Annotated in this window: 12 protein-coding genes and 1 pseudogene; 9 read left to right on the top strand and 4 right to left on the bottom strand. The window is 65.0% G+C overall.

The window, feature by feature from the left end; all coding sequences use genetic code 11:
* Positions 1-148 precede the first annotated feature (148 nt).
* On the top strand, positions 149-1,456 hold the full coding sequence (locus GMOLON4_RS08205; protein ID WP_026937366.1) for a hypothetical protein: 1,308 nt from the start codon (positions 149-151) through the stop codon (positions 1,454-1,456).
* A 749-nt stretch (positions 1,457-2,205) separates the two neighbouring features.
* Here the strand turns inward: GMOLON4_RS08205 and GMOLON4_RS08200 are convergent.
* Positions 2,206-2,439 carry a hypothetical protein gene (locus GMOLON4_RS08200; protein ID WP_181244117.1) on the bottom strand — a complete coding sequence of 78 codons (234 nt, stop codon included), beginning with the start codon at positions 2,437-2,439 and terminating at the stop codon, positions 2,206-2,208.
* On the opposite strand from GMOLON4_RS08200, the gene GMOLON4_RS08195 reads away from it, so the two are divergent.
* From GMOLON4_RS08195 to GMOLON4_RS08180, 4 genes are all read left to right on the top strand, one after another.
* A complete protein-coding gene (locus GMOLON4_RS08195) occupies positions 2,438-3,532 on the top strand; it encodes a polysaccharide biosynthesis C-terminal domain-containing protein (protein ID WP_026937313.1) in 1,095 nt (364 codons plus the stop codon). The genes GMOLON4_RS08200 and GMOLON4_RS08195 overlap by 2 nt on opposite strands.
* Positions 3,533-3,639: 107 nt before the next feature.
* Positions 3,640-4,332, top strand: a complete 693-nt coding sequence (locus GMOLON4_RS08190; protein ID WP_026937314.1) for a DsbA family oxidoreductase — start codon at positions 3,640-3,642, stop codon at positions 4,330-4,332.
* Positions 4,325-4,459, top strand: a complete 135-nt coding sequence (locus GMOLON4_RS08185) for a hypothetical protein (RefSeq protein ID WP_265576777.1) — start codon at positions 4,325-4,327, stop codon at positions 4,457-4,459. The genes GMOLON4_RS08190 and GMOLON4_RS08185 overlap by 8 nt, the downstream gene beginning before the upstream one ends.
* 214 nt (positions 4,460-4,673) lie before the next feature.
* Positions 4,674-5,669 carry an MDR family oxidoreductase gene (locus tag GMOLON4_RS08180; RefSeq protein WP_026937315.1) on the top strand — a complete coding sequence of 332 codons (996 nt, stop codon included), beginning with the start codon at positions 4,674-4,676 and terminating at the stop codon, positions 5,667-5,669.
* A 165-nt stretch (positions 5,670-5,834) separates the two neighbouring features.
* On the opposite strand, the gene GMOLON4_RS08175 is transcribed toward GMOLON4_RS08180, so the two are convergent.
* Complete coding sequence (locus tag GMOLON4_RS08175) at positions 5,835-6,683, bottom strand: SDR family oxidoreductase (RefSeq protein WP_026937316.1); 849 nt, start codon at positions 6,681-6,683, stop codon at positions 5,835-5,837.
* Between the two features lie 103 nt (positions 6,684-6,786).
* On the opposite strand from GMOLON4_RS08175, the gene GMOLON4_RS08170 reads away from it, so the two are divergent.
* On the top strand, positions 6,787-7,188 hold the full coding sequence (locus tag GMOLON4_RS08170) for a winged helix-turn-helix transcriptional regulator (protein ID WP_051267038.1): 402 nt from the start codon (positions 6,787-6,789) through the stop codon (positions 7,186-7,188).
* A gap of 9 nt (positions 7,189-7,197) precedes the next feature.
* Here GMOLON4_RS08170 and GMOLON4_RS08165 read toward each other — a convergent pair whose 3' ends face one another.
* Positions 7,198-7,797, bottom strand: a complete 600-nt coding sequence (locus GMOLON4_RS08165; RefSeq protein ID WP_026937318.1) for an FMN-binding negative transcriptional regulator — start codon at positions 7,795-7,797, stop codon at positions 7,198-7,200.
* Between the two features lie 92 nt (positions 7,798-7,889).
* On the opposite strand from GMOLON4_RS08165, the gene GMOLON4_RS08160 reads away from it, so the two are divergent.
* The 3 genes from GMOLON4_RS08160 to GMOLON4_RS08150 all read left to right on the top strand — a co-directional run bounded on the left by GMOLON4_RS08160 (position 7,890) and on the right by GMOLON4_RS08150 (position 9,537).
* A complete protein-coding gene (locus GMOLON4_RS08160) occupies positions 7,890-8,096 on the top strand; it encodes a hypothetical protein (protein ID WP_146137516.1) in 207 nt (68 codons plus the stop codon).
* Between the two features lie 131 nt (positions 8,097-8,227).
* Positions 8,228-9,184 (top strand): intradiol ring-cleavage dioxygenase, encoded by a 957-nt coding sequence (locus tag GMOLON4_RS08155; RefSeq protein WP_035733128.1) that lies wholly within the window; start codon positions 8,228-8,230, stop codon positions 9,182-9,184.
* Between the two features lie 32 nt (positions 9,185-9,216).
* Positions 9,217-9,537 carry a twin-arginine translocase TatA/TatE family subunit gene (locus GMOLON4_RS08150; protein ID WP_084147570.1) on the top strand — a complete coding sequence of 107 codons (321 nt, stop codon included), beginning with the start codon at positions 9,217-9,219 and terminating at the stop codon, positions 9,535-9,537.
* Between the two features lie 17 nt (positions 9,538-9,554).
* Here the strand turns inward: GMOLON4_RS08150 and GMOLON4_RS08145 are convergent.
* Positions 9,555-11,374, bottom strand: a pseudogene (locus GMOLON4_RS08145) (helicase HerA-like domain-containing protein).
* Positions 11,375-11,851 lie beyond the last annotated feature (477 nt).

The following is an 11,851-nucleotide window of genomic DNA, read 5'->3' as shown; positions in this document are numbered from 1 at the left end:
CCTTACCAATCTTCGAAAACCGTGGATCCCCATCCTATTCCGACTCGAGGCTGACCCCGCACCCGCTCCAGGCTGAACTATCAACCGGTAATGTGCTGAACGGTGCGGTGGTTCGAGCATTCGAGGATAAGTAGAGGGCTGTTACGTCATGACGAACACGAATTGGGGCGACCCCGAGCAAGAACCGCCGCGGCGTGATACGTATCCGGAGCAGCAGGTTCCGGGGCAGCAGTACCAGGAGTTCCGGCACGATCCGCAGCAGGAGCAGTATCCGGCGGGCCAGTTCCAGGACCGGCCGTACCAAGACCAGCCGTTCCAGCAGGAGCAGCTCCAGGATCAGCAGTTCCACGAGGAGCCGCAGCAGGGCCAGTTCCCGCCCGAGCAATTCCCGCCGGAGGACTCCTCGCGGAAGCGACGCCCCTGGGTCTGGGTGGTCGTCATTCTCGCAATTGCACTAGTCATCGCAGTGGTCGGTGGCTTCTTCCTCATCAATAACACGAAGACCACCGCAGACACCGTTTTCAACTTTGATAGCCAGCAGCGCGGACCGCAATCGACGGAGAGCAGCGGCATCCAAATCCCGGTCGTGGGCGATCCCGCCGAAACGGTTCGCGAGTACCTGTCGTATATCGAGGCCGGAGATGCAACGAACGCGGGCGCCTTCGTCGACCCGGGCGCGCCGCTCGCGAGCGGCGATGCCCTGGCGGTGGATGCGCTGGCGAGCGCCCTTTCGCGGCCGAGCGTCGTCGCGGTCGAGTTGGTGGACCAAGGCGAGGGGACCGCGAGCGTTCGCGCGACGATGTCGCTCGACGGGGAGCAATTCGAGCACGTGTTTGCGCTCGAGTTGATCGAAACGACCGTCGACGGATCACCCGAAAAGACGTGGAGCATCGATGCACCCCTCGTGGCACCCATCGAGGTTTCGACGAGTGGCATGCCGAGCGTGCTCGTCGGCGACGTCGAGGTGGGCGTGGATGCGACGACCGGCACTCAGCGGATCTACCTGTACCCGGGCACCTACGAGGTGTCTGCGGATGCAGGCGAGTATTTCACCGTGAGCGGCAGCAACCAGACGCTGCGCGTCACGGCTCCCTCGGCCGACCCCGAGACGGCAAGCTTTTCCGCATCCCCGAACCAGGCGTTTGAAGATGCGGTGCTCGCGCAGGTGCAGGAGCGCGTCGACCTCTGCACCCAGGTGCCGGGCAATATGGATGACGAGTGCCCGTCGATTACGCGGAACACGAAGCTCGAGGTCCTGACCGTGACCCAGCAGCCCTCCGGGTTCGACAGCCTCTCGAGCACGTCGTTCATTTCGAGCCGCGGCGAAATCGGCGTGATTGACAGCTCCACCTCGAGCAACCCGAACCCGAGCGAGCGCACGTCGAAGTTCAACGTGTACGGCGACATCGAGATCGTCGACGGCTACCCGCAAATTTCGAATGTGCGCGCGTACTAGCTCTTAAAGTTCAAGCCGGTTGCGGGGTTTGGTCTGAGCTCTTGTGCTGGTTGCAGAGTTTAGTTTGAGTTGTTGAGCCGGTTGAAGGTCACGGCCTGGGTTCTTGTCCTGGCTGCAGGTCGTGGCCTGAGGTCTTGTGCCAGCTGCAGGTCACAGCCTGAGTTCGTGGGCTAGCTGCGAGTCACGGCCTTAGTTTCTCTTGAAGTTGTGGGGTTTGGCGTCGGGCTCTAGGCCGGAGGTGTGGCATGACGTGAGTTGTCGAGCCGGTTGCCGGTCTTGGCCTGAGTTCTCGAGCCGTAGGCGATTGCGGCTTTAATGCTCACCCCGATACGAGGCGCTGGCTTGAATTTTCAAGCCGGAGGACGGGCATGGCTTAAATCTTCAAGCCGTCCATTTGATGGCTTAAAAATTTATGCCGAGGAGTCTCCAGCAAGGGGATATACCCCCGGTGAGAACTATTTGGCAGGATTCTTCAACCGCAGTTTTCCCGGCTTGAATTTTCAAACCAGATTCGGGGACTGGCTTCAATTTTCAAGCCGGAATCTGGGCTTGGCTTGAACTTTCACGCCGGATGCGGGACTCGACTTGAATTTTGCGGTCGGATGTGGGGCTTGGCTTGAATTTTTATGCCGGATATGGGGCTGGGGCTGAGCTTTTACGCCGGATGTGGGGCTGGGCTTGAATTTTTATGCCGGATATGGGGCTGGGGCTGAGCTTTCAAGTCGGATGCCGGGCTCGGCTTGAAATTTCTAACCGAAATCTGGGCAAGGCTTGACGTTTGGAGTTCGGAGCGCCTCTCGAGCAAGGTCGACCAGCCGCCAGCCGCCAGCCGCCAGCCGCCAGCCGCCAGCCGCCAGCCGCCAGCCGCCAGCCGCCAGCCGCCAGCCGCCAGCCGCCAGCCGCCAGCCGCCAGCCAACCGAGCCCCCGAGCCCCAGGAACTGACCGGGACTTTTCCCGGATCATGGCGGATAATTGTCCGCATGGCCACGATTGCGCTGACGGGGGCGAAGGGCTTTCTCGGCTGGCACACGAGAGTCGCGCTCCGCGAGCGCGACATCGCCGCGAGAAGGATCATCCTTGGCCGATCGTTTGATCACGAGGCAGCCGCGCGAGCTGTTTCGGGAGCTGATCGGTGCATCCACCTCGCCGGGGTGAATCGCTCGACGGACGAGGAGATTCGCGAGGGCAACGCGTATTTCGCGCGACAGCTCGCGAGCGCCATTACCTCGGCCGCGCATCCACCGCGAACCGTGGTCTACGCCAACTCGATCCAGGCGGGTAACGGCACCGTTTACGGGGAAGCGAAGGCGCACGCGGGCGAGCTTCTCGCGACGGCAGCGGCGCAGATCGGGGCCGGATTCGTCGACATCCGCTTGCCGAATGTCTTCGGGGAACACGGCAAACCGTTCTATAACTCGGTGACTGCGACGTTCGCGCACCAGCTCGTCGTCGGTGCCGAACCCGTGCTACAGCGCGATCGCGACCTGACGCTGCTGCACGCCCAGAATGCCGCCGAGTTGCTCCTGGGCTTCATCCCACCGGATAGCCAGCACGATCTCGAACAGCGCGAAACGGTCTCGGGGCTGCTCGATCGGCTGCGCGCCATGTCGAGCGTCTACCGGCGCGGCGAGATTCCGCCGTTGCTGACGCCCTTCGATCGCGACCTCTTTAATACCTATCGCTCATTCACGTTCCCGGGCTGGGCCCCGCTCTCGCTCACGAAGAACGAGGATGCACGGGGTTCGTACGTCGAAGTGCTTCGGGCCCACGGGGGAACCGGACAGACCTCGGTTTCGACGACGGTTCCCGGTGCGGTGCGCGGCCAGCATTTCCACCGGCGCAAGGTCGAACGGCTCGTCGTGCTGCGGGGATCGGCACTCGTGCGCACGCGGCGGCTCTTCGAGAGCTACGTCGTCGATTTCGGGGTATCCGGTGACGAGCCGGTCGCCCTCGACATGCCGACGATGTGGGCCCACAGCATCGAGAACCTCGGCGACGAAGACCTCATCACCGCGTTCTGGAGCAACGCACTTTACGACCCCGAGCATCCCGACACGATCCAGGAACCCGTGTGAGCCGTCATCGCGACGCATTCCGGCACGAACGCGGGAATAATCTCAGCCGAGGCGTGTTGATTTGTAATAGATCTCAGCAGACTCCCATCCCTACCAAGCGAGGCAACATGGCCGAAACGGCAAACACTCCCGCCCCGATCACCGTTGACATCTGGACGGACGTCGTCTGCCCGTGGTGCTACGTTGGCGAAGCTCGACTCCAGGAAGCGATCAAGGCGGAGGGACTCGAAGACGTCGTGCAGATTCAGGCGCACTCGTTCGAGCTCGACCCGAGCGCGCCCGCGATGGCTGGCGCCGAGGACAACATCCAGCACCTCGTGAAGAAGATCGGTCGCTCCGAGGACGAAGTCCGCGGCATGGAGGAACAGATCAAGGGTCTCGCGGCCGAGATCGACATGCCCTACGTGATCGACCGTCCCATGGCGAACACCCGCGCGATTCACCGTCTCGTGCAGGCTGCGGCGACGAAGGGCCAGGGCAACGAGCTCTTCCGCACGCTCCAGGGCGGCTACTTCTCCGGCGAAATCAACGTGTTCGACGAGGATGTGCTGGTCGCGGAGGCCGCGAAGGTCGGGCTTTCCGATGAGGAGGCTCGCGACGCACTCAAGGAGACGAGCGAGCACGAGGAAGCCGTCCGTCAGGACATCGGCCGCGCCCGTCAGCTCGGGGTGACCGGAGTGCCGTTCATGCTGTTCAACCACCAGTACGCCGCGCCGGGCGCACTGCCGCTCGATGCCTACCGCAGCGCGCTCCGCACGCTCGCCAACATGAACGAAGAGGAAGGAAAGACGAATGACTAACGAACAAGAAACCACCGCAACTGAGCCGGTGACGCTGGTCAACGCTGGCGACGTCCTCGGCTCCATTTTCGGCACGCTCGACCCGTCGACGGTCGCAAGCTGCTCGGCGGACGGCACCTGCAACTAGGCAGAGCCCGCTCGCATCATTCGAGGCCGAACCACTGAGCACTCAGTGGATCGGCCTCGTTATGCTTTCCCGCAATGACGGTCGCTCGTGGAATGGCCGCGTATCGTTCCTTGAGGGGCCGCGAAGCCGCCTATCGCACCTTGAGTAGCGGCGAAGCCGCGAATCGAGAGGGGCACGCCATGAGTAAAGCCACAGCCAACGAAGGGAAACGCGGATGCGCGCAGTAGTGGTCGAATCGAAGGGCGCGGAGGCGCGCATCCTGGAGACGAACGAAGACGAGCTCCTCGCCGGAGCGGGCGAGGATGCGACCGTCGACATCGACGTGCGCTACTCGAGCTACAACTACAAAGACGGCATGGCGATCGCCGGCCGCGGGATCCTTCGCCAGTACCCGGGCATCCCCGGCATTGACATCGTCGGCACCGTGACCAGCTCCGGTTTGCCCGAGTGGTCGGTTGGCGACGAGGTCGTGCTCAACGGCGACGGCATCGGCGAGCTGCTGCCCGGCGGGTTCGCGACTCGCGCGCGCGTGCGGCCGGATGCGCTGGTGCGCCTTCCCGAGGCCGTCTCGCCGGTGCGTGCCGCGGCGATCGGAACGGCGGGATTCACCGCGATGCTGTCGGTGTTGAAGCTCGAGGATGCGGGGATTCGTCCCGAGGACGGGAACGTGCTGGTGACCGGTGCCGCCGGGGGAGTCGGCTCGATCGCGATCCTGCTGCTGGCGCGGGCGGGCTATCGCGTCGTCGCGTCGAGCGGTCGAAAGGATGAACAGGGCGAGTACCTGCGCTGGCTCGGCGCATCCGACATCATCGACCGCCACGAGCTCTCGGATGCAGTGGGCAAGCCCCTGCAGTCGGAGCGATGGGCGGGCGCGGTCGACTCGGTCGGCAGCACGACCCTCGTGAACGTGTTGGCGCAAACGAAGTACGGCGGCACCGTTGCCGCGTGCGGGCTCGCGCAGGGCGCAGACCTACCGGGAACGGTCCTGCCGTACATCCTGCGTGGCGTGACCCTGACCGGCGCGAATTCGGTGAATGCGCCTCGCGCTGCGCGCCAGCGGGCATGGGATGCGCTGGCCGAGCGAGTCGACTTCGGCAAGCTTGACGAGCTCTCGACGACGATCTCGCTGGCCGACACAATTCCGTACGCCGAGGAGATTCTCGCCGGTCGCATCCGCGGCCGCACGGTCGTCGACGTTCTTGCTCCCTGACTATCGAAGCGTATCGAAGCGCGCGCAACCAGTTCCGTGAGTAGTGGCGAAGCCACGTATCGAACGGACCGCATTTCGATACGCCGCTTCGCGGCTACTCAATGACCTGACACGCAAAAGTGGGGTTCGTTGAAATTCGACGAACCCCACTAGTGTCACAAACCCTTACGCGGAGAAGGTCTCCGACGCCGAGGTCGACGGGCGACCGAGGAGGTCCTGCAGGTCGGTGCTCTCCGAGTAGAGCGCGCCCTGCTCGATGATCGGGTCCATGCCCGCGAACATCGCAGCAACCTCCGCCGGGAGACCGGCAGCCTCGAGCGCTGCGGTGTACTCCTCGACCGTCTGGTTGACATAGGTGACGGGCGTGCCGATTACCTTGGCCACCTCATCCGCGATGCCCTGGTACGACAGCGCCGGTGCACCGGCGAGCTCGTAGACCTTGCCGGCCTGGTCCTCGCCCGTGACGACCACCGCTGCGGCCTCGGCGTAGTCGCGGCGCGCGGCACCCGACACCTTCGCGTCGCCCGCGGCGCCGAAGAACTTGCCCATGGCCTTGCCGGTGTCGATCGCCGAGGCGTAGTTCTCCCAGTACCAACCGTTGCGCAGCAGTGCGTACTCGATGCCGCTTTCGGCAAGGAGCTGCTCGGTGGCGACGTGTTCGGGCGCGAGACCGAGCTCGGAGGTTGGGGCGTTCAGGAGGCTCGTGTATGCGATGAACTTCACGCCGGCGGCCTTCGCGGCGTTGATGATGTTGGTGTGCTGGGTGAGGCGCTGCCCCACCTCGCTACCCGAGACGAGCACGAGTCGCTCGACACCCTGCAGTGCGGCGGTGAGCGCGGCTTCGTCTTCGTATGCGGCAACGCCGACAGTGACGCCCTTGGCGGCGAGGTCTGCGGCCTTGGCCTCGTTACGGACGATCGCGACGATGTCGTTGGCGGCAACGCCGCGGGACAGGAGGTGGTCGACGACGTGGCCGCCGAAGTGTCCGGCTGCTCCAGTGACTGCAATACGCATGGTTCCCCATTTCGATTCGGAAGGTGTGTGTGAACACAGTAAAGCACTTACGAAAAATAAGCACAACCTTTTCGGAAGCACTTTCAGAGAGTACACTGGTGACATGAACACGCACGAGAACACCACCGACCTGCCTAAGGCAGATGTCTTTTCGAGCGCGTGTGATTCGCGGGCGGCGCTGCAGCACCTCACCGGTCGCTGGGGCGCACTGACCGTCGCGGCGCTTCAACTCGACGATGCGCCAATGCGGTTCGGCGAGATCCGCCGCCGCATCGACGGCATTAGCGACCGGATGCTCTCGCAGACGCTCGGGCAGCTCGAGCGCGACGGGATGGTCGTGCGCACCGTGCACAGCAGCATCCCGCCGAACGTCGACTACGCGCTCACCGACCTCGGCAAGAAGATCGCGGCCCCCATGCTCGCGCTCATCGGCATGCTCGAGGACGAACTGCCCCAGGTCGTCGAGGCCCAGCGGGCGTATGACGACGCGCATCCCGCCGAATAGCCGCGCCCGCTACTCGTTGAAGTGCCGCATCTCGGCGGCGAGGCGCGGGTTCGACTTGTCGAACTCAGTGACGACGCGCTCGTAAACGTGCTGCGGCTTGTTCTGGCTGACCTTCGCCCGCGCATCGAAGCGGGTCACGCGCATCCTGACCCCGACCGCGCCTTTCGCGAGGTCGCCGCTCCAGGCCTCGTCCTCGTCGAGGCTGCGCCCTTCGGGGTAAGGATGCTCGAGGTAGTCGGTGAGGGCCGACAGCGCCTCGTAGGTCTCGGCTTCGGAGAGTACCTCGGGCACTCCGTAGAGGTGCGCGGTGACGTGATTCCACGTCGCCGCGAGCTGACCCGGGTCGTACCAACTCGCCGACACGTAGTCGTGCGGGCCCTGAATGATCACCAGCATCTCGTGTTCGCCGACCTCATGGTTTCGCTCATCCGGCCGCCCGAAGTGCGAGACGATCGTGAGCTCATCCGCATCCTCGTCGACCATGACAGGGTAGTGCGAGGCGACGAGGCCCTTCGACGTGTTGGAGACGAACGTGGCCCACGGATTCTCGCGGATGAGGCGCTTGACCTCGTCGGGGTCGGTCAGCAGGAAGTGCGGCGTGTGTTTCATTGCTCGAGACAACCACACGCGGCCAGGTCGTGCCTGGGTAATCGGCGGCGGATGCTCAGGCCGCTTTATCGGGGCGGCGCGACCATTAGGGCATGGCAAAGCTCAGGATGCGACCGGCCGCGAGGTTCGTATTCATCGCGATCATCGTGGTGATCGTCGTGGCCGCGGTGAGCGCGCTCGCATCCCTGGCGGCTGCGGGGACGCCGCGGGCCGTGCTGCAATACATCGCGTTGGGCGCCACCGCGATCGCCTACTTGCTCGGGATCCTCTTTGCGTTCGTGGGGGAGTCGCGGTTTTAGGAACCTCGCGCTGCTGCACAACGAGCGCCGGCACATAGCAGCCGCATAGCTCACGCAAAGTGCGAGCAATGACGTGTCTCAGAGGCTCTTCTTTCGAAACGCGCTCAATAGATCGAGAAGAGGAGAACGACATGACCGAAAGCCGCATCCCAGAACCCGACCAGAGCCCGGAGGGCCCCACTTGGGAGGGCCGCCCGCTTGTCCGCACGGACGAAGAAGTCGTCGACCAAGGCGCGGGATTCGATATCCGCACGCTCGTGTCCCGGCGACAGGTGCTCGGCGTTGCTGGCATCAGCATCGCCGGCGCGGTCCTGGCCGCCTGCACCGCTACCGGCACGGCATCGACCGGCTCGAGCACACAGACTGCACCGGCGACGACGAAGGCAACGGCGTCGGAAGTAGCAGTACCCGGGGCAGAGATCCCCGACGAGACCGCGGGGCCGTACCCCGGCGATGGCTCGAACGGCCCGGATGCGCTTGAAGAGTCGGGCATAATCCGATCCGACATTCGCTCGTCGCTTGACGGGGGCACGACCGCCACAGGCGTCCCTATGACGCTCACGCTCACGATCCTGGACATGCAGAACGGGGATGCGCCGTTTGAAAGCGTCGCCGTGTACGTGTGGCACTGCGATGCCCAGGGCGGCTATTCGATGTACTCGAATGGCATCGAGAACGAGACCTACCTTCGTGGCGTGCAGGTCTCTGACGCGAACGGGCAGGTCACCTTCACCTCGATATTCCCGGCCTGCTACTCGGGCCGATGGCCGCACATCCACTTCGAGGTGTACCCGACGGTCGACGACATCGTCGACTCGGCCAACGCGATCGCCACCTCGCAAGTCGCGCTGCCGGAGGCCGACTGCAACGCGGTCTACGCCCTTTCGGAATACAGCGGCTCTGCAGAGAACATGTCGCAGGTGACGCTCACGAGCGACAACGTATTCGGCGACGACGGGGGAGCGCTCCAGCTCGCCACGACGAGCGGCGATACCAGCAGGGGGTATGCGGTCGCGCTCGCAGTCCGCATCGACGCATCCACCACGCCCACCGCGGGGAACGCACCCGGTGGCGGGTTCTCCGGATAACCGACAACAGCACTCAGCGAAAGGAATCCACCATGCTTCAAGGTTTCACCGGATGGCACGCCCTGATCGTTCTCGCGGTCATCCTCTTGGTGTTCGGCGCGAGCCGACTGCCGAAGCTTGCCAAGAGCCTCGGCGAATCGATGCGCATCCTCAAGGAGGAAACGATGCTCGACGGGGTTGCCGAACCTGCGTCGGACGGGGTCGCTGAGGGCGCAGTCGCCGAGCCGTCAGGCACCACCTGGCGGGCACCTGCCGGGCGGTCGATCAACGGCTCCTCAGGCACCGCGGTGTCGAACGACCTCGCCCGCCTCGCGGAGATTTCGCGGGCTCAGGATGTGTCCGGCAAGAAGTAGCGCGCTTCGAGGCGCGGCTACTTCTTGAACAGCATCCCGAAGAGCCCGCGCGTGACCTCGCGCACGACGGTCTTGGCGGCGCCCGAGCCGAGCACCTCGTCGACGACCGACTTCTCCTTGCGGCGCGTGGTGGTGCTGGGCTTCTTCGCGCGCTTCTCGGCCTCGGCCTGCTCGGCTTCCTTCTTCGCGGCTTCGGCGGATGCGTTCATCCGCTTCGCGAGGATCTCGTGGGCCGATTCCGGGTCGACCGCCGTGCCGTACTTGGCGAGCAGCGGGGATGCCTTGACGGACTTCTCGATGTCGGCCGCGGGAGTCGGGTCCATCGAACCCTGTGGGGCGCGCATCCGAACCCAGGCCACCGGCGTCGGCGCGCCCTTCTCATTCATTACCGTGACGATGGCCTCACCGGTCGCGAGCTGGGTCAGCGTCTCCTCGAGGTCGTAGCCCGACTCGGGGTAGGTGCGCACGGTGGCGCGCAGCGACTTCGCGTCGTCCGGGTGTGGGCGCGCAGCTGGTGCTGGACGCGCGAGCCGAGCTGCGCGAGCACGTCGTTGGGCACATCCTTCGGCGTCTGGGTGACGAAGAAAATACCGACGCCCTTCGAGCGGATCAGGCGGACCGTCTGCACGATCTGCGAGACAAACTCCTTCGAGGCGCCGTTGAACAGCAGGTGCGCCTCGTCGAAGAAGAACACGAGCTTCGGCTTGTCGAGGTCGCCGACCTCGGGGAGCGACGCGAAGAGATCGGCGAGCAGCCACATGAGGAAGGTCGAGAACAGCGCGGGCTGCTGGGCGACGCCGGGGAGCTCGAGCATCGAGACGATGCCGCGGCCGTCGGGTGCCAGGCGGAGGAACTCGTTCGTGTCGATCTCGGGCTCGCCGAAGAACACGTCCGCGCCCTCGGCGGCGAACGTGGTGAGCTCGCGCAGGATGACGCCGGCCGACTGCTTCGAGACCCCGCCGATGCTCTCGAGCTCGGGCTTGCCCTCGTCCGAGGTGAGGAAAAGGAGGACCGAGCGGAGGTCCTCGAGGTTGACGAGGGGGAGTCCGGCCTGGTCGGCGTAGTGGAAGACGAGGCCGAGCACGGATTCTTGCGTCGCGTTGAGGCCGAGCACCTTCGAGAGCATCAGCGGGCCGAAGCTCGTGACGGTCGCGCGGATCGGCACACCCTGGCCGCGGCCGCCGAGGCTGTAGAACTCGGTTGGCGCCGACTGCGGCTGCCAGTCCTGGCCGATCTTTTGGGTGCGTTCGAGCAGCTTCTCGTTGGATGCGCCAGGGGTCGCGACGCCGGAGAGGTCGCCCTTGATGTCGGCGGCGAACACGGGCACGCCCGCGGCCGAGAGCTGCTCGAGCATGACCTGCAGCGTCTTCGTCTTACCGGTACCCGTTGCACCGGCGACGAGGCCGTGTCGGTTCGTCATCGAGATCGGGATGCGCACCGGCACTTCCGAGAGCACGTCGCCGTTGACGAGCGCGCCGAGTTCGAGCGCTTGCTGCTCAAAGGCGTAGCCCGCGCGGATGGTTTCGACCTGCTCTGCGTTGAGCGGGCCCGCTGGGGCGTCCTCGGCTGGTTTCGCTTCTTCGGGTTTGGCTTCGGCCGGCGCTTCGGGCTTGGCTACGGCTTCGTCGGCTCCGGATGCGTCAGCGGACTCGGGTGCGTTCGCTGCGTCGGCCGATCCTTTGGCTTCGGCCGCAGGAGCGTCGGCCGCCTCCGTGGCAGGCTCGGTACCTTCCGCAGTTTTCGCGGACTCGGCTGCCTGTGCGGCGGCGAGATCTGCTTCAGCTTTGGCGAGGGCGGCTTTGGCGGCGGCGACAGCGTCTTCGTGCTCGTTCGACATGCGCAACAGCATACGACCGCCGAGTTTCGAGCCGCCTTAGACAGGCCAGCATTGCGGGTAGCGCTTGCCCGGGTTGAAGTGCGGCAGGGGTGGGCGTTATCGGCAGGGGGTGGATGCGCGGCACGGTGCAAACGGCGGGTTCCGAGTTGGACTCGAGCGGCGAGCATTGCCGGTAGCGCTTGCCCGGGTTGAAGTGCGGCAGGGGTGGGCGTTATCGGCAGGGGGTGGATGCGCGGCACGGTGCAAACGGCGGGTTCCGAGTTGGACTCGAGCGGCGAGCATTGCCGGTAGCGCTTGCCCGGGTCGAAGTACGGGCAGGGGTGAGCGTTATCGACAGGGGTCAGATGCGCGCGGGGCATGGGGGAGCGTCATCGGCAGGGGGTGGATGCACGCGGGGCAAGGGTTGGCGTTATCGGCAGGGGTGGATGCGCGGCGGGCAACGGCGAGTGTTATCGGCAATGGCCGGATGCGCGGCCG

Origin of the sequence: Gulosibacter molinativorax (genome assembly GCF_003010915.2) — a bacterium.
Classification (GTDB): Bacteria; Actinomycetota; Actinomycetes; order Actinomycetales; family Microbacteriaceae; genus Gulosibacter; species Gulosibacter molinativorax.
The sequence above is the reverse complement of the archived record's forward strand: the minus strand, read 5'-3'. Positions and strand labels throughout refer to the sequence as shown.

Coding starts and splice junctions, on each gene's coding strand:
- GMOLON4_RS08150 (WP_084147570.1), top strand. CDS start 9,217: ATGCTTCAAGGTTTCACCGGATGGCACGCCCTGATCGTTCTCGCGGTC.
- GMOLON4_RS08195 (WP_026937313.1), top strand. CDS start 2,438: ATGGCCACGATTGCGCTGACGGGGGCGAAGGGCTTTCTCGGCTGGCAC.
- GMOLON4_RS08175 (WP_026937316.1), bottom strand. CDS start 6,683: ATGCGTATTGCAGTCACTGGAGCAGCCGGACACTTCGGCGGCCACGTC.
- GMOLON4_RS08180 (WP_026937315.1), top strand. CDS start 4,674: ATGCGCGCAGTAGTGGTCGAATCGAAGGGCGCGGAGGCGCGCATCCTG.
- GMOLON4_RS08185 (WP_265576777.1), top strand. CDS start 4,325: ATGACTAACGAACAAGAAACCACCGCAACTGAGCCGGTGACGCTGGTC.
- GMOLON4_RS08200 (WP_181244117.1), bottom strand. CDS start 2,439: ATGCGGACAATTATCCGCCATGATCCGGGAAAAGTCCCGGTCAGTTCC.
- GMOLON4_RS08155 (WP_035733128.1), top strand. CDS start 8,228: ATGACCGAAAGCCGCATCCCAGAACCCGACCAGAGCCCGGAGGGCCCC.
- GMOLON4_RS08170 (WP_051267038.1), top strand. CDS start 6,787: ATGAACACGCACGAGAACACCACCGACCTGCCTAAGGCAGATGTCTTT.
- GMOLON4_RS08190 (WP_026937314.1), top strand. CDS start 3,640: ATGGCCGAAACGGCAAACACTCCCGCCCCGATCACCGTTGACATCTGG.
- GMOLON4_RS08205 (WP_026937366.1), top strand. CDS start 149: ATGACGAACACGAATTGGGGCGACCCCGAGCAAGAACCGCCGCGGCGT.
- GMOLON4_RS08160 (WP_146137516.1), top strand. CDS start 7,890: ATGGCAAAGCTCAGGATGCGACCGGCCGCGAGGTTCGTATTCATCGCG.
- GMOLON4_RS08165 (WP_026937318.1), bottom strand. CDS start 7,797: ATGAAACACACGCCGCACTTCCTGCTGACCGACCCCGACGAGGTCAAG.